Source organism: Streptomyces hyaluromycini (assembly GCF_002217755.1).
Classification (GTDB): domain Bacteria; phylum Actinomycetota; class Actinomycetes; order Streptomycetales; family Streptomycetaceae; genus Streptomyces; species Streptomyces hyaluromycini.
Window position 1 is genome coordinate 644,905 of record NZ_BCFL01000018.1, and the last position, 16,499, is coordinate 661,403.

A 16,499-nucleotide genomic window follows, 5' to 3' on the forward strand; every position below is an offset into this window, starting at 1 on the left:
TCACACCGCCAGGTTCTCGCGCAGCGTGCTGCCGGGGTAGGCCGGGGCGAGGCTGCCCCGGCGGCGCAGTTCGGGGAGGAGCAGTTCGGCGATGTCGGCGAAGCCGGAGGGCATGGCCAGCGGGCTGGAGAACATGTAGCCGCCGCGCGAGCCGGTCGCCGCGAAGTTCTCCTCCAGGGCGTCGGCGACGGTGCCGGGATCCCCGACGATGCCGTGGTCGAGTCCCGTCGCCCTGCTGCGGCCGTGCGCGAAGAACTCCTCGCGGCTCATCGTGTGCTCGGCGCCGAACTCCGCGAGGAGCGAGCCGACGAGACCGGCCGGGCTGGCGTTGGCCGCGACGATCGCGTCCCGCAGCTCGCCCAGCCGGAAGGACTCCGGGAGCGTGGCGAGGTCGTAGCCCATGTTGTGGGAGAGGTGGGTGGCGACGGCCTCGTCGTTCCAGAAGGCCTGCAGCGCGTCACGGCGGGCCCGTGCCTCGGTCGCCGTACGGCCGACGATGACCTGGGTGGCCCACAGGATGCCGACGCCGGCCGGGTCGCGGCCCTCGGCGAGGAGCGCCTCGTCGAGCAGCTTGCGGTGCCGCTGCTGGGCGGCCAGGTTGCCGCCGAAGCCGAAGACCAGGTCGGCGAAGCGGGCGGAGGCGGCTATGCCGCGCGGCGAGTTGCCCGCCTGGACGATCAGCGGATGGTGCTGCGGGCTGGGTACGGAGGCGAGCGGGCCCTTGACCGTGAAGAAGCGGCCCTTGTGGTCGATCGGGTGCACCTTGGCCGGGTCGGCGAAGCGGCCGGTGGCCCGGTCGCGGACGATCGCGTCGGGTGCCACCGAGTCCCACAGCGCACGGCACACGGCGACGAACTCCTCCATCCGCTCGTAGCGCAGGTCGTGGTCCATCAGCTCGCCGAAGCCGTAGTTCGCCGCGTCCGCGCCGCGCGTGGAGGCGACCACGTTGAAGGCGATACGGCCGCCGGTGACATGGTCGAGCGAGTTCAGCAGCCGGGCGACGTAGAACGGGTGCATGAAGGTGGAGGAGTAGGTCAGGCCGAAGCCGATGCGTTCGGTGACCGTGGACATCGCCGCGATCACCGGGGACATGTCGTGGCGCGGCCACTGGATGCCCCGCTCCACGGCCGGTGCGATGCTGCCGCGCCAGGTGCTGGGGATGCCGCTGCCGTCGCCGAAGAACAGCAGGCCGACGCCCGCGCGTTCGGCGGTCCTGGCCAGCTCCATGTACAGGCGGACGTCGGGGAAGTCCGTGCCGATCCAGGAGCCGGGCCGGGCCCAGGCGCCCTCGGTGTGGGTGAAGGAGAGGTCGAAGCCGATGTGCATGCCGGTCACCGGGCGCCCCGCTTCCACAGGCCGACGACCTCGTCGGCGTCGCTGAGTACGGCGACGTTCAGTCCCAGCTGCACCAGGGCGGCGGCGTTGACGTCGAGGTCGTAGGCGGCGGTGGCGTCCCGGGGGACGACGACCGGCCAGTCCAGCTGTACGGCGTCCTGGGCGGTCGCGTACACACAGCACTCGCTGGTCAGGCCCACGACGGTCAGCCAGCCGCGGCCGGCCGCGCGCAGCCGCGCGTCGAGGTCGGTGCCGAGGAACCCGCTGTAGCCGCGCTTGACGACCCTGGCTTCGCTGTCAGCGGGCCGCACCCGGTACCACTGCGCACCCGCCGTGCCGAGCAGGCACGGCTCGTCCGGGCCCATGGGGGCGTCGTAGTCGCCGCCGCGCAGCCAGTTGCCCGCCCGCCAGGGGCGCGCCGGGTCGCTGCCGAGCTCGACCCAGACGACGGGGACGTCGAGTTCGCGCGCGGCCGCGACGAGGTGCTCGATGCGGGTGACGGCCAGGTCGAGGGCCGCGAGGGCGTCGTCCGTCGGACCGTATGCGGCCACGCGGTCCGGTTCGGCGAAGTCTCGCTGTACGTCGACCACGACCAGGGCGGGCCCGCTGCCGGGCCGGGCGAGGCGGGCGAGCTGTCTCTCCCGCAGGCCGGTGCCGGTGCCGGGCATCAGGCGGTCACCCCGTCCCGGGCCCGCAGTTCGGGCAGCACGGTCTTGCCGAACAGCAGCATGTCCTCGTCGTACTCCGGGAAGATCAGCATGAGCCCGTCCAGGTCGGCCTCGCGCACGATGTACTCGATGTGGTCGGTGACGGTGCTCGCCGATCCCGCGACGTACGGCGTCTGGAACGCGGCCTCCCCGTCCGCACCCTCGGCCCAGGCGCGGGCCTGTTCCTCGGGGATGCCCCAGGTGCTGCGCATATGGGCGAGGGCCTCCCGGTCCAGGCCGGCGCCCCATGCCCTGACCTTCTCGGCGGCGAGTTCGTCGGTCTCGTCCTGGACGACGGTGAGCATGGAGTACGTCTTGCAGACCCGGCCGGCCGCCGCCGCCCGTTCGTGGACGTCCGTCGACAGCATGCGCATCTCGTCGAGGCTCTCGGCGGCGAGGAAGGCACCGTCGGCGTACCGGGCCTGGAAGCGGCGGGCGTCCTCGGAGCGGCCCGCGTTGATGAGGGTGGGGCGGACGGCCGGATGCGGGCGGGACTCGCAGTCGACGAGGTCGAAGTACGGGGTGTGCAGGGTGACGGAGTCCTCGGCCCACAGCCGGGTGACCGCCTCCGTCCACAGCTCCGTCATCCGGTAGCGGTCCTCGTGGCTGAGGTCCGGGTCCCACTGGCCGAACTGTTCGAACTCCCCCGCGTAGGAGCCGTTGACGATGTTCATGCCGGCGCGGCCGCCGGAGATGTCCTGGAGGGTGGCGAACATCTTCGCGGCGACGGCGGGGTTGTGGACGTTGGCGTGCAGGGTCGCCCAGATCTTCACCCTGCTGGTCGCCTCGGCGAGGGCGGCCATCATGGTCATCGATTCGAGCGAGCGCCCCCAGTGGTCGGTGGTGCCGCCGAAGCCGCGCCATTTCGCCATCGACATCACGAAGTCGAGGCCGATGGCCTCCGCGTGCACGGCGGCACGCCTGTTCCAGGCGTAGCTCGCCTCGGGGTGGGGGGCGGTGGTGGAGAGCATCCAGCCGCCGTTCCCGATGGGGAGGAAGATTCCGTACTCTTTGGTGGGCACGTTGGGGGCCTTTCCTGCGGTGCGGGTGGGGGCCGGGGTGGGTCGTCGGTCGGGTGCGGCGCCATCGTGGCTGGTCGCGCCCACGCGGCGGAGCCGCACATTGATGCAGCCCCGCGACCCTATGGGGCGCTCCTGCCGGAGCCTCTCAGGAAGCCGGCCAGACGAGCTTGCCGTCCTTGTAGATGTTCTTGACGTACGACGTGTCGAACCATGTCGCGGCCTTGTCGGCGGTCACGTCGGCCGGCACGATCGCGAACCGGTGCAGCATGGCGACGAGCGCCGTGACGTTCTTCGGGTCGAGGCCGCCGAGCGGCTGTCCGGGCGTCGGGTTGTCCTTCACCACCTGGGTCTCGGTCTGCCAGATGGTCGCGTTCAGTTTCTTGTCGTACGTCGGTCCCGACAGGCCGGCCGCGTAGCCGACGCACTCGGTGGTGTGGGCGGTGCTCGCCGCGCAGTAGGCGTAGGCGTGCAGGGCGGCGCGCAGGATGTCCTCGACGGCGTGCGGGTGGGCCTTGGCGAAGGCCGGGTTGACCGCCATCGCGCCGAGCGAGCTGGGGACGTCGTAGTCGACCGGCTTCCAGACGGTGACGTCGTGACCGGCCGCCTTGAGCTGGTTGGGTTCGTTGGAGACGAATCCGGTGAGCGCTTCGAGTCCGCCCTGCTTGCGGGGCAGTACGGAGGGGTCGTAGCCCTCCTTGACCAGCTTGAGCGAGTCCCACTTCACTCCGGCCTTGACCAGCATCGCCCGGACCGAGGCGGGCACATAGCCCTTGTGGCCGACGGTCCTGCCGTCGAGCTGGGTGAGGTCGGTGATGTCCTTGTTGGTCATCAGGATGTCGAGGCCGGCGTCGGAGTACGAGGAGACGCCGGTGATGCCGATCCCGTTGGCGCGGGCCTGGATGACGTCCTGTTCGGCGACGGGGCTGACGGTGGCCTGTCCGCTGGCGAGGAGCTTGGTGTTCTGGGAGGTGTCGCCGGTGCCGGGCTTGAGGGTGACGTCGAGGCAGAGGTCCTTGAAGTAGCCGAGTTTGCTCGCGGCGATGTATTCGAGGATCGACGCGGACGACTGGTACTGGTAGCCGGAGAGGTAGGTGATCTTCCCGGCGGCCTTGTTCTCGGCGCAGCGGTCGGCGGAGATCGCGGATCCCTCCGAGCCCTTGGATGTGGTGGCGTCGGATCCCGACCCGCATCCGGCGGCCACGGCCGTCAGGGTGACGGCGGCGAGAGCGGCGAGGCCGGATCTGGCGAGGCGCGACTGCATGGGTGACTCCAGACTGGCGGTGTCCGCCGGGCGTTGGTGCGTGGGATGGAGGAAGGCACGGGTCGTCGGCGCCCCGGCCCTCGGGGCCCCGGGCGAGGCGGCGTGGGCGCGGGCCCGGTCAGTCGTGCGTGCTGTCGTGCCAGTGCAGGACGCGGCGTTCGACCAGCGTCACGGCGAGCAGCAGCAGGACGCCCATGACGGCGAGGACGAGGATCGAGGCGTATACGACCGGGAGCTGGTTCATGGACGAGGCGACGCTGATCACGGTGCCGAGGCCGCGGGTCGAGCCGGACGCCGACATCTCGGCCACGACGGCGCCGATGATCGACAGCGGGAGGACGATGCGCAGCGCGGCGAACAGGAACGGCAGCGCGTGGGGGATGCGGACGTACCAGAGCAGTTCGACGCGGCCGGCGTCGATCGTCCGGTACACCTGGAGGACCTGCCGGGGCACCGAGCGCAGTCCGGCGGCGGTGTTGATGAGGATCGGGAAGAAGCAGATCAGGGCCGCGATGACGAGTTTGGGCAGCGGGCCGAAGCCGAACGCGACGACCAGGGCGGGCGCGATCGCCACCAGCGGGGTCACGTTGAGGACGACCGCGATCGGCATGACGGCCCGCCGCAGCAGCGGGAGTTCACTCGTCAGCACCGCGAGGACGAACGCGGCGGCGAACCCCATCCCCAGGCCGGCAGCCGCCTCGCCCAGGGTGACCAGGGCGTTGTCGACGTAGTAGCCGAACTCGGCGGTGAGCGAGGTGCCGATCTTCCCCAACGGGGGCAGCAGGTAGGGCAGTTCGTCGGCGCCCCACTGCCACAGCAGGGCGAGCAGTGCCAGCATCACGAGGAGCGGTGCCCAGACGGCGGGGCGGATCCAGGCGATCCGGGACTTCGGATGCCGCAGGCTGTAGCGGGACGGTTCGGCGGGCGGTTCGGTCCCGGCGGCGGCCTCGGCGGTACGTTCGTCGGCTACGGTCATCGCTCCCGCCTCCCTCACGCGGCTTCACTGCGCCAGGCCCGGCGCAGCCGGTCCCGGATCAGGTCCTCGTACTCGTGGAACCGGCGCTCCCCGAAGAGGCGGTCGCCGCGGGGCCGTTCCAGGTCGACCTCGACGGTGTCGACGATGCGGCCGGGGTGCGGGGCCATCACGACCACGGTGTCGGAGAGCCGGACGGCCTCGGAGACGGAGTGGGTGACGAACAGGACCGTGGTCTCCAGCTCGTCCCAGAGATCGAGGAGCTGGTCCTGGAGGCTCTCGCGGGTGAACTCGTCGAGCGCCGAGAAGGGCTCGTCCATGACGAGGACGTCGGGCCGCAGTCCGAAGGCGCGGACGATCGCGGCCCGTTGCCGCATCCCGCCGGACAGCTGGGCGGGAAGCTTGTGCATGGCCTCCCCGAGACCGGCCTTGACCAGGAGTTCCCGCATGTCCGGAGCGCCGGTCGCCGCGCGTTCGGCGTTGCCCGCGATGCGCTCCCGGCGGCGCGCCGCACCCTTGTTGATCTTGTGGGGAAGGGTGACGTTCCGCAGCACCGACAGCCAGGGCAGCAGGGCCGGGCTCTGCGGCACCAGGCCGATCATCTTGGCGGCACACGCCTCGGCCGGCTCCACCCCGTGCACCCGTACGGTGCCGTGGTCGGGCTCCTCCAGACCGGCCGCGATCCGCAGCAGCGTCGACTTGCCGCAGCCGCTGGGCCCGATCAGGCTGACGAAGCGGCCCGCGGGTACCGACAGGTGGACGTCGTCGAGGGCGGTCGTCGCGGACGGCCCGAATCCGTAGACCCGGCGCACCGACCGCAGGTCGAGTGCTGGCGTACCAGTCACCTTCACGCTCCCATCCATGTCGCGAGCACGAAGGCCCGATCCTGGAAGTCGGAGAGCGTGCGTGGCGAGTGCGGAACTGCCACGCGGAAATCCGCTTAGGTGCCCCCGACAGTAGAAACCCCGTGTTTCACCCGGTCGCGGCGGTCCGTTTCATCGGTTTTACGTTCGGCGCGGCAGTGTTACGACGGTGTCGCCGTCGAACACGTAGACCTCGACGCCGAGATCCGCGGCGGCGCGGGCCACCCAGCCGCCCAGCGCCTGCACGATCACCTCGGTGACGAGGAGGACCGTGCGCTCGGCGGTGGGCACCGAGTTCCTCAGCCAGAGCAGCTTGAACATGTCCGCCATGACCTTGTTGCGGTAGGCGGGCTTGTAGGCGCCCTGGTTGCAGACGAGTTGGACGAGCACGCGGCCCGAGGCGTCGATCCCCTCGACCTCGACCCGGCTGCCGTCCGGCAGCATCAGCGGCTTCGGGCGCAGCGCGATGCCGAGCCTCTCGCCGAGGGCGAGCAGCATCCGGCGTTCGACGGAGCCCTCGGCGAACCGGCTCCACTCGGTGGGGGCGTCAAGCACTGTCAGGCGCACGTCCCGGAGTCTAGGAACGTCCCGTTTCGCAGGTGTTTCCTGCTTCGGGCCGGATCCTGCTCCGGGCCGGGGTCAGAAGACGCCGGTCCGGGTCAGAAGATGCCGGTCCGGATCGCGTACGCCACGGCCTGGGTTCTGTTCCTGACCCGCAGCCTCTTCACGGCCTCGTGGATGATGCCCTTGATGGTGCGTTCCGAGTAGCTCATCTTGTCGGCTATCTCGACCGTGTTCATGCCCTCGGAGAGCATGCGGAGCACCTCGATCTCCCGGACCAGCAGGCCGTCCTTGCGGGACAGGTCGGTGAGGGTCTGCTGCCGCTGCTGGTTGCCCAGTTCGGCGATCAGGTGGGCCACCAGGTCCTCGGGCATCCGGCAGTGCCCGGCGCCGGCCTCGACGACGGCGTCGACCAGCCGGTCGAGGTTCAGGTCGCCCCGGTACAGGAAGCTGGTCAGTCCGTACTCGACGGCCAGCGAGAGCTGCCGCTCGGTGATCCGGTCGGCGATCATCACGACCGGGACGGGTGTGCCGGGGGCGCGGGCGGCGTCCTGCCGCATGACCCTGATCCAGTGGTCGTCCACGGCGCCCAGCAGGAGGACGGAGACGTCCGCGTCGGGCAGCCCCTGCGCGGCCAGGAGTTTCACGCGTGCGCTCGACTGCAGGTAGGCGCCGGTGGCGTGTTCCAGGATCGCGTCGCTCGCCCTCAGGACGACGGAGACCGGAACGCTCAGCGCGTCGCACATTCCATCTGCTTGGTTCTCAGGCACGTTCGGCACTTTATGGCTCCGGTGAGTCACCGGCTTACGTCAAATGACCCAATGAAACTTACGCCCCTCTGTGCCGATTTGGCGCTCTCTAGTGCCTTTGGGGGCACGGGAGTTGGGCACGCGACGGCCGAGATGGCCGCGACGGCCGGGACCGTCAGCGGGCGGCGCAGCCCGGTGCGGTGCCGGCCGTCGCCTCCCCGGCGATCGCGCTCTGCGGGGACAGGTCGGGGCCGGTCGGCAGCATGGCCAGCAGCGCGGAGGGCAGGCCGCGGGCGGCGGACAGGTCGTAGCCGAGGTCCTGGGCCGCCGCGGCCGACGGGACCAGGTACTTCATCCCGGTCTCGGTGACCAGGTAGGTGGTGTCCCCGACCTGGCCGCCGCCGGCCCCCAGCGCCCGGACCAGGCTGCCGCCGTCCGGGGGTACGGCCACGGAGTCCACGGGCAGGCAGGCGGTGCCGGCCGGGGTCTTCGCGTGCGCGGGCAGCGCGCCCGCGTCGATCACGGCGACACCGACCCCGACACCCGCACCGGTGCCGGTTCCCGTGGCGGTCGCGCCGCCGGCCGCCCGCAGCCGTACGCACGCCTCCTGGGTCTGGCTCACCGGCAGCAGCGCGGGCGGGGTGGCGGGCAGCGCGCGGCCGGCCGTCTCGACGTCCGAATCGCCTTGCACCAGCACCCCGTTGAGTGCGTCGGCGGTGATGGCGACGGCGACCGGTGCGGCGCCGCCGTAGGCCTTCTCGCGGACTCCGGGGCCGCTGAGCGACAGGGCCGCCTGGGTGGCGGTGAGCGGGACCAGGCCGGTGCGCAGGAGCAGGTAGTAGCGCTCGGTGGAGCCGGGGGTGCGGACCACGAAGACCTGGCCGACGCGGGTCTTGCGGCCGTCCAGTGCGGGTCCCGCGGTGCCCTGGCCCGGGACGGCCGGCGGGGCCAGGTCGGCGCCGGCCGGCAGCGCGTCCAGGAAGGCCGCCGACACCGGCAGCGGGTCGGCGGCGCCGTAGCCGAGCGCCTCGGCGGTGGCGGTGCCGGACGCCAGCCGGTAGCGGTTGCCGCGCCACACCAGGTAGTCGGTACGGTCCGGGCCGCTGACCAGCAGTGCCTGGCCGGCGGGCAGCCCGGCGCCGGCGGTCGCGCCGTCCACGACCAGGGTGGTGGCCGGGGTGTGCGCGCTGCTGCCGGTGGTGCGGGTCGAGGCGCACACCTCCCAGCGGCCGGTGTCGAGACGGTCCGCGGCCGGCAGGGTGTCGGGGGCGCCCGGGATGCCCACCGCGCTGCCGCGGGGCGTGTCGGCGAGCGAGGCGGCGGGGACCGTACGGGTGCTCAGGCCGGTGCCGACGATCAGCCGGGCGGAGGCGTAGTTGCGGACCGGGCGCAGCGAACCGTCGTAGAGGTAGCGGTTGCCGGTGCCGCTCTCCACGACGAGCGTTTTGCCGTCCTGCCAGGCGGTGGAGCCGCCCGGGGAGATGAAGCCGAAGACCAGGAAGCCGATGGCCGCCACCGCGCCGAGGCCGCCGCCGACGGCCAGGCCGCGGTTGGTCCGGCGGTTGGGGCTCTCCAGGGCGTCGGGGTCGGTGCGCATCAGGCCGGTGGTCAGCCGGGAGACGACGAAGCGGTGCGCCTGTACTTGCTCGCGCCGGGTCTGCATGGTCCCTGTCCCGTCCTCAGCCCTTGATCCCGCGCAGGTCCGCGTACACGTCCAGCACCCACAGCACCGCCGGCAGCAGCCCGATCGCCGCCGCGGACTGCGCCAGGTCGCCGGCCCGGCCCCAGTACGGCAGCAGCCGGCGGCCCGGCACCGACCACAGCACGACCGCGACCACCACCCCGGCCAGCAGCATCGCCACCGCCGTCAGCTGCCCGTTCGCGCCGAGGTGCAGGGCCGCGCACACGGTCAGCAGCACCGCGCCGAGCGCGCCGGGCACCACCAGCGCGAGGCGCTGCCAGGCGTTGCCGAGGTTGCGGCCGTGCAGCAGGAGCAGCGCGGACAGCAGGCCGCCGGTGAGCAGTTGCGGGGCCTGCGGGTGCCGGGCGAGTCCGGCGAAGCAGCCGGCGCAGACCAGCCCGGCGGCGAGGTACAGGCCGGTCATCCACTGGTCGGTGGCCGCGGTACGGGCGGTCAGCTCCGCGCTGGGGTACGGGTCGATGCCCTCCTGCAGCTGCTCGGCGTTGGCCGGCAGCGGGGGCAGCCGCAGCCCGGAGAGGGAGAACGAGATCATGGGGACGAAGGCCCCGAAGACCATCACGGGTACGGCCACCCCGGCCGCGGCGCCGTCGACGCCCACGTCCGTCGACAGCATCAGGGCGCCGCCCAGCAGCCCGGCGACCGCGACCAGCACGCTCGGCGCGAAGGCCACCGGGAGGGTTGCGACGACGGTCATCGCGAGCGCCGTGCAGACGCCCCAGGCCGCCGCGCCGGCCAGCCAGCGGGCGCCGCTCGCGTGGGTGTCGGCCGTACCGCCCACCAGCAGGGCGCCGCCGAGGGCCGCGAACGGGCCGGTGGCCAGGCCCAGCAGGACCGCGCTCGGCACGTCGTCGAGCACCCGGGCCGCGGCCCCGGCACCGGCCAGCAGGAGCAGGGTCGCCGCGGCGCACACCGCGGCCCGGCCGACGCGGTCGCCGCCGGACAGCCCCAGCACCATGAGCGCACCCAGCAGCACCGCGGCGAGGACCGACCGCAGGGCCCACCGGCTGACCGCGGGCGACCAGGCGTTGGGCAGTCCGCGGACGGTCGCCGCGACCCCGTCCACCAGGTTGTCGAACCGGACCGGCGGCAGCGCCTCGGTCGCCGGGCGCAGCAACACCACGTCTCCGTCGTGCAGTTGGAGCGACTGCAGGGTGCCCTCCGGGTCCAGGGGGGCGCCGCCGATGCGCTGCAGTGCCCAGCCGCCGTGTTCGAGTCCGGCCTCGTGCAGGTCGTCCCCGGCGTAGCCGACGATCACCGGCAGCAGGTCCGCCACCGGGATGTCGGCCGGCACCGCGAGGTCGAGCGACTTCTCCGGCCCCCGAACTGTCAGTCGGCACACACCGGTTGTACCAGGCAAGGCCGCCACCGGACTCTCGCTCATCGGGGTCGTCTGCCCTTTCGTTCAGAAGGTGGGTTCGTTCGCACATGAAGTCGCCCGGACATGTCTGAGGACGGCCTGAGGTCATGTGCTGTGTGTGCCGTGCAGGTGATACTGCGGAGGTGATGCCGGGGGACCGATGTCCCCGTGCGGGCGTTGTCGACAGTGCGGTGCACCCGGGTGTCCTGTCAACCTGGTGTGTTCCGGCCGGTGCACCGCCCGCCCGCCACCCGGCGTACGACACATGTCAGTCGGCGCGTGCCGCCGGTCCGTTCCCGAGCCAGAGGTGACGTTTCCTTGAGTGTGGTGTATTTCCGCAGGTCGGCGCGGCGCAGCGGCCCCGAGATGCCCACGGGCGACCTCGCCCTCCAGGAGCCGCCGACGGTTGCCGAGCAGGCCCCGGGCGGCAGCGGGCTGATGACATATCTGCCGATGGCCATGATGTCCGGCGCCATGGTGCTGCTCTACACCCGCCCCGGCTCCGCCTCCAGCCCGGTGACCTATGTCGTCGTCGGTGTGATGGTGATCGCCATGGGCACCATGCTGGGCGGCCAGTTGATGCGCTCCGGTGCCGAACGCAAGCACAAGCTCCGGGGTGCCCGCCGGGACTACCTGCGCTATCTGGCGGGGGTACGGCGCCGGGTGCGCCGGGCGGTGGCGGAGCAGCAGGGCGCGCTGGCCTGGCGGCACCCCGACCCGGCGGCGCTGTGGAGCTTCGCCCGCAGCCCGCGGCTGTGGGAACGCCGGGCCGGTGACGAGGACTTCGCCGAGGTCAGGCTGGCCGTCGGCGACCAGCGGCTGGGGCTGCGGCTGACCACCACGGCGAGCCGGCCGGTGTCCGACCTGGACCCGCTGACCGCGCACGCGCTGCGCGCCTTCATCAACGCCTACTCCACGGTGCCCGAGCAGCCGATCGCGGTGTTCCTGCGGACCTGGGCCCGGGTGCTCGTCCGCGGCGACCGGGCGCAGGTGCTCGGCACCGCGCGGGCCATGATTGCCCAACTGGCGGTGATGCATGCCCCTCAGGACATGGTCGTCGCGTTCTGTGTGTCTCCCGAGCGGCGCGCCGACTGGGACTGGGCGAAGTGGCTGCCGCACAGCCTGCATCCCCATGAGACCGACGCGGCCGGCCCGGCCCGGCTGATCGCGGCCACCGCCGACGAGCTGGAGGAGCTGCTGGGCGCGGACTTCGCCGAGCGGCCGCCGTTCGACGCGGCCGCGGTGCCCGGCCGGGAGGAGCCGTTCACGGTCGTCGTCCTCGACGGCGGGCGGCTGCCGGGGGGCCACCGCTTCGACCGGGCGGGCTTCCGCAACACCGTCGTCCTCGACCTGTCCGGGACGCTCGGCTGGCGGCCCGGCCGCACCGTGCTGCGGCTCGAACTGGCCGACGGAGAGCTCGGGTTGGTGCGCACCGACCGCAACCGCAAGGAGGCGACCACCCCGCTGGGCCGCGCCGACGCGCTCGGTCCGGCCGCGGCCCGGTCGGTCGCCGCCCTGCTCGCCCCGATGCGCACCGGCGAACTCGCCGAGGAGACCCGCCCGCTGGAGTCCGACATCCAGCTCACCAGCCTGCTCGGCATCCCCGACCTGCACCGCCACGACCCGGCCGGCTACTGGCAGCGCCGGGCGGCCGGCGCCGAGTCGGGGCGGCTGAAGGTGCCGGTCGCGGTCGGCGCCGACGGGCGCCCGGTGGAGCTGGACATCAAGGAGTCCGCGCAGGGCGGCATGGGCCCGCACGGCATGCTGATCGGCGCCACCGGCTCCGGCAAGAGCGAGCTGCTGCGCACCCTCGTCCTGGGCCTGGCCCTCACCCACTCCTCCGAGACGCTCAACTTCGTCCTCGTCGACTTCAAGGGCGGCGCCACCTTCCTCGGCCTGGACGAACTCCCGCACACCTCCGCGGTGATCACCAACCTGGCCGGGGAGGCCGCGCTGGTCTCCCGGATGCAGGACGCCCTGCACGGCGAGATGATCCGCCGCCAGGAACTGCTGCGCGCGGCCGGCAACTACAGCTCCGCCCTGGAGTACGAGCGGGCGCGCGCCGCCGGCACCCCGCTGGCCCCGCTGCCGAGCCTCTTCGTGGTCGTCGACGAGTTCAGCGAACTGCTCGCCGCGCACCGGGAGTTCATGGACCTGTTCGTGATGATCGGACGGCTCGGCCGGTCCCTCGGGGTGCATCTGCTGCTGGCCTCGCAGCGCCTGGACGAGGGCCGGATGCACCAGCTGGAGGGCCATCTGTCGTACCGGATCGGGCTGCGCACCTTCTCCGCCATGGAGTCGCGCGGGGTGCTCGGCGTCCCGGACGCCTACGAGCTGCCGCCGCAGCCCGGCAGCGGCTTCCTGAAGAGCGGCATCGAGGCGCTGACCCGGTTCCGGGCGGCGTACGTCTCCGGCACCTACCGGCAGCGCTCCGGCGCGCTCGCCCAGGAGCAGCTGGCCCGGCAGGTGGTGCCGTGGACCGGCGAGTACGTCGCGGCCCGGCAGGCGCCGGTGCCCGCCCCGGCCGCCCCGGAGCCGGCCCGGGACCCTAATGTCAGCGAACCGGAGGGCGGGGCCGACTCGCTGCTCTCGGTGGCCATCGGGCGGCTGCGGGACGCCGGGCCGCCGGCCCACCAGGTGTGGCTGCCGCCGCTCGACCAGCCGCCTACGCTCGACCAGTTGCTGCCGCCGCTCACCCCCGACCCGGACCTCGGCCTGACCACCGCCGACTGGCCGAAGCGCGGCCGGCTCACCGTTCCGGTCGGCATCATCGACAAGCCCTTCGAGCAGCAGCGCGACCTGCTCACCGTCGACCTGTCCGCGGCCGGCGGCCATGTGGCGATCGCGGGCGGCCCGCAGAGCGGCAAGTCCACCCTGCTGCGCAACCTGATCGCCGCGCTCAGCCTCACCCACACCCCGCGCGAAGTGCAGTTCTACTGCCTGGACTTCGGCGGCGGCACGCTCACCGCGCTGGCCGGGCTGCCGCATGTCGGCGGGGTCGCGGCCCGGCTGGACACCGAGCGGATCGGCCGTACGATCGCCGAGGTCACCTCGCTGCTGGCGCGCCGCGAGCGGCTCTTCCTCGACCACGGCATCGACTCCATGGCCACGCTGCGCCGGCGCCGGGCCGCGGGCGAGTTCGCCGACGAGCCGCACGGCGACGTGTTCCTGGTCATCGACGGCTGGTCCACGGTCCGCCAGGACTTCCAGGACCATCTGCCGGTCATCAACCAGATCGCCACCAGCGGCCTCAGCTACGGCATCCACCTGATGACCACCACCGCCCGCTGGGTGGAGCTGTCGGCGGCCGTCCGGGACCAGTCCGCGACCCGCCTCGAACTGCGCATGGGCGACCCGCTGGACTCCATGGTCGACATCCGGCGGGCCGGCACCGTGCCCCGCTCGCCGGGGCGCGGCCTGACCATCGACTCCAAGCTGCACTTCCTGGCGGCCCTGCCCCGGATCGACGGCGTGACCGGCGCCGCCGACCTCGCCGACGGCGTCGGGGACCTGGTGTCGGCGGTCGCCGAGAACTGGCCGGGGCCGGCCGCGCCGCCGGTGCGGATGCTGCCGACCCTGCTCAGCGCGAAGGAGCTGCCGGAGTTCGTGCCGGAACCCACCGGATCCGGTGCCGCCGGTGCCGTCGCGGCGGTACGGCGCTTCCGGATGCCGATCGGTGTGGAGGAGACCGAACTCGCCACGTTCTCGCACGACTTCGCCGAGTCCCCGCACCTGGTCGCCTTCGGCGACACCGAGAGCGGCAAGACCAACCTGCTGCGGCTGGTCGCGAAGAACATCACCGAGCGGTTCACGCCCGCCGAGGCCCGGATCCTGGTGGTCGACTTCCGCCGGAACCTCATCGAGGCGGTCCCCGAGGAGTACCGGCTCGGCCACGCCGTCTCCGTCGACCAGCTCCGGGAACTGGTCGACGGCGTCGCCCGCGCGCTCAGGACGCGTACGCCGGGGCAGGACATCTCCCCCGCGCGGATGCGCCTCGCCGACTGGTGGAAGGGGCCCCGGCTGTTCGTGCTGGTCGACGACTACGACCTGGTCGCGGCACCGATGCGGACCCCCTTCGAGCCCCTCCTCGAACACCTGCCGCTCGGCTACGAGACCGGCTTCCACATGGTGGTCGCCCGGGCCGCGGCGGGCGCCATGCGCGGCATCAACGACCAGCTGGTCCGCCGCATGCTGGAGACCAACTCCCCCGGCCTGCTGATGTCCTGCCCGCCCGCGGAGGGCTACCTCTTCAACAACGTCAAGCCCCGCATCCTGCCTCCGGGGCGTGGCCTGTACATCACCCGGCGACGCACGCTCCAGGTGCAGACGGCGCTGCTGGAGACGGCGGCGGAGCGGGAGCCGGGGCTGCTGTGACACCGGGCGCGGGCCCGAGCGCGGGGCAGGTGCCGGGTCAGGCGCCGCGTCCGGTGCCGGGGCAGGTACCGGGGCCCGATGCCGGAGCAGACGCCGCACCCGGTGCCGGGGCAAGTACCGGGGCCCGGTGCCGGAGCAGACGCCGCACCCGGTGCCGGGGCAAGTACCGGGGCCCGGTGCCGGAGCAGACGCCGGGGCCCGGTGCCGGAGCAGGCGCCGCGTCCGGTGCCGCGCCCGGTGCCGGGGCAGGTGCCACGTCAGGCGACGCGTCAGGCGTCGGGCGTCGTCGTGCGGTCGCGGCGGCGTCTGGCCAGGAGGGCCGTCGCGGTCAGTACGGCCGCCGCGGTGCCGGACGCCGCCAGGACGGTGTAGGCGCGGCGGGCCGGGGCCGGGTCCTCGGTGACCGGGGTGAGACGGATCGCGTGCGAGGCCGCCGTGCTCGCCGACGGCTCGGCCGTGGGCAGCACCGCGGACAGCGCGCCGTACGGATTCAGGCGCGGCACCTCGCCGGGGTAGGCGCCCGCGACCAGCCGGGTCCGTACCTCGGCGGCGGTGAGATCCGGGTGGTAGGCCCGGACGAGGGCGGCGGCGCCGGCGACGAACGCAGCCGCCACCGAGGGCCCGTTGGCCAGGTAGCTCCCTTTGCCGGACGGCCCGATGCCGGTGATCCCCTGCCCGGGGGCCGCGAGGTCGGCACGGGCCGGGTCCACCGCGCCGTCCGGCCGGGCGCCGTCGATGTCCAGGTCCACCACCGACAGCACCCCCGGCCGGGTGGCCGGCCAGTACGCGACGGTCGGCCGCTGGTCGCCGCTGTCCGTCGAGGTGGCGGTGAGCGTGTCCGGGACACCGGCCGCGACCACCAGCACATCGTGTCTCGCGGCGTACTCCAGCGCCGAGTTCAGCGCGGCCGTGCCGCTCGGGAAGGACTGCGACACGTCTACGACGCCGGCGCCGGCGTCGGTCGCCGCCCGTATCCCCGCGGCCACCCGCGCCTCGTCCGGTGTGCCGTCGGTGCCGGTGCCGCGGACCGCGAGGATCCGCGCGGCGGGCGCGACCCCGCTGAAACCGCTCCCGGTGCGCGATGCCGCGGCGATGATCCCGGCGACGAACGTGCCGTGCCCGACACAGTCCTGCGTCGCCCCCGCCCCCAGCCCCGTCACCCGGCCGGACAGCCCGGAGGCGGCGGCCGACACCCCGGTGTCCACGACCGCGACCGTCACCCCGGCGCCCCGGGTCAGCTGGTGGGCGCGGGTCAGCTCCAGGTTCTGCTGCGCCCACGGCACCTCGGTCGTCACCGTGCCGGACGGCTTGGTGCAGGACGCCCGGGTGAGGTCGAGGCGGGCCGGTACGACCGGGAGCCGCAGCGCGGGCGCGGTGCCGGCACCGGCGGAGGGCAGCGGGCTCGGCGTACCGTCCGCGACGGCGGTTCCGGTGGCGCAGCACAGCAGGGCGGCGGCGAGCGCCGTACCGCCGGTGCACCGGAAACCTCGTGTACGGCTGTCGGCCATGCCGCCTCCCGCTGTCTTCGCCATGCTGTGCCCGCCGCGCGCTCGGGAATTCTCCGGAACACCGCAGGTTCCCGTCGCCGAACTCCC

The 16,499-nt window shown here is 73.1% G+C and carries 12 protein-coding genes; 1 reads left to right on the plus strand and 11 read right to left on the minus strand.

Going from position 1 to position 16,499, the window contains the following annotated elements; genetic code table 11:
* The 10 genes from SSP29_RS16035 to eccD all read right to left on the minus strand — a co-directional run bounded on the left by SSP29_RS16035 (window position 1) and on the right by eccD (window position 10,512).
* Window positions 1-1,326: an NtaA/DmoA family FMN-dependent monooxygenase gene (locus SSP29_RS16035; RefSeq protein WP_245883125.1), complete on the minus strand. Its 1,326-nt coding sequence runs from the start codon at window positions 1,324-1,326 to the stop codon at window positions 1-3.
* A gap of 5 nt (window positions 1,327-1,331) precedes the next feature.
* Window positions 1,332-2,003, minus strand: coding sequence for a cysteine hydrolase family protein (locus tag SSP29_RS16040; RefSeq protein ID WP_089101305.1), 672 nt, complete (start codon window positions 2,001-2,003; stop codon window positions 1,332-1,334).
* Window positions 2,003-3,064, minus strand: a complete 1,062-nt coding sequence (locus tag SSP29_RS16045; RefSeq protein WP_089101306.1) for an LLM class flavin-dependent oxidoreductase — start codon at window positions 3,062-3,064, stop codon at window positions 2,003-2,005. Before SSP29_RS16045 ends, SSP29_RS16040 begins: the two co-directional genes overlap by 1 nt.
* Before the next feature lie 145 nt (window positions 3,065-3,209).
* A complete protein-coding gene (locus tag SSP29_RS16050; RefSeq protein ID WP_089101307.1) occupies window positions 3,210-4,325 on the minus strand; it encodes an ABC transporter substrate-binding protein in 1,116 nt (371 codons plus the stop codon).
* Between the two features lie 118 nt (window positions 4,326-4,443).
* The gene (locus tag SSP29_RS16055) at window positions 4,444-5,301 is read right to left on the minus strand and encodes an ABC transporter permease (protein WP_089101308.1); all 858 of its coding nucleotides are present in this window, start codon (window positions 5,299-5,301) and stop codon (window positions 4,444-4,446) included.
* Between the two features lie 14 nt (window positions 5,302-5,315).
* Window positions 5,316-6,143: an ABC transporter ATP-binding protein gene (locus tag SSP29_RS16060; RefSeq protein ID WP_245883109.1), complete on the minus strand. Its 828-nt coding sequence runs from the start codon at window positions 6,141-6,143 to the stop codon at window positions 5,316-5,318.
* A 159-nt stretch (window positions 6,144-6,302) separates the two neighbouring features.
* A complete protein-coding gene (locus tag SSP29_RS16065; protein WP_089101310.1) occupies window positions 6,303-6,728 on the minus strand; it encodes a hypothetical protein in 426 nt (141 codons plus the stop codon).
* A 92-nt stretch (window positions 6,729-6,820) separates the two neighbouring features.
* Window positions 6,821-7,492, minus strand: a complete 672-nt coding sequence (locus SSP29_RS16070; RefSeq protein ID WP_145968898.1) for a helix-turn-helix transcriptional regulator — start codon at window positions 7,490-7,492, stop codon at window positions 6,821-6,823.
* 154 nt (window positions 7,493-7,646) lie between these two features.
* Window positions 7,647-9,134 carry a type VII secretion protein EccB gene (gene eccB / locus SSP29_RS16075; RefSeq protein ID WP_089101312.1) on the minus strand — a complete coding sequence of 496 codons (1,488 nt, stop codon included), beginning with the start codon at window positions 9,132-9,134 and terminating at the stop codon, window positions 7,647-7,649.
* A 16-nt stretch (window positions 9,135-9,150) separates the two neighbouring features.
* The gene (gene eccD / locus SSP29_RS16080; RefSeq protein WP_245883110.1) at window positions 9,151-10,512 is read right to left on the minus strand and encodes a type VII secretion integral membrane protein EccD; all 1,362 of its coding nucleotides are present in this window, start codon (window positions 10,510-10,512) and stop codon (window positions 9,151-9,153) included.
* A gap of 342 nt (window positions 10,513-10,854) precedes the next feature.
* Between eccD and eccCa the strand changes: the two genes are divergently transcribed.
* Entirely contained in the window at window positions 10,855-14,904 is a 4,050-nt protein-coding gene (gene eccCa / locus SSP29_RS16085; RefSeq protein WP_218036910.1) for a type VII secretion protein EccCa, read from the plus strand.
* Between the two features lie 269 nt (window positions 14,905-15,173).
* On the opposite strand, the gene SSP29_RS16090 is transcribed toward eccCa, so the two are convergent.
* On the minus strand, window positions 15,174-16,412 hold the full coding sequence (locus tag SSP29_RS16090) for a S8 family serine peptidase (RefSeq protein ID WP_167449922.1): 1,239 nt from the start codon (window positions 16,410-16,412) through the stop codon (window positions 15,174-15,176).
* Window positions 16,413-16,499: the final 87 nt, after the last annotated feature.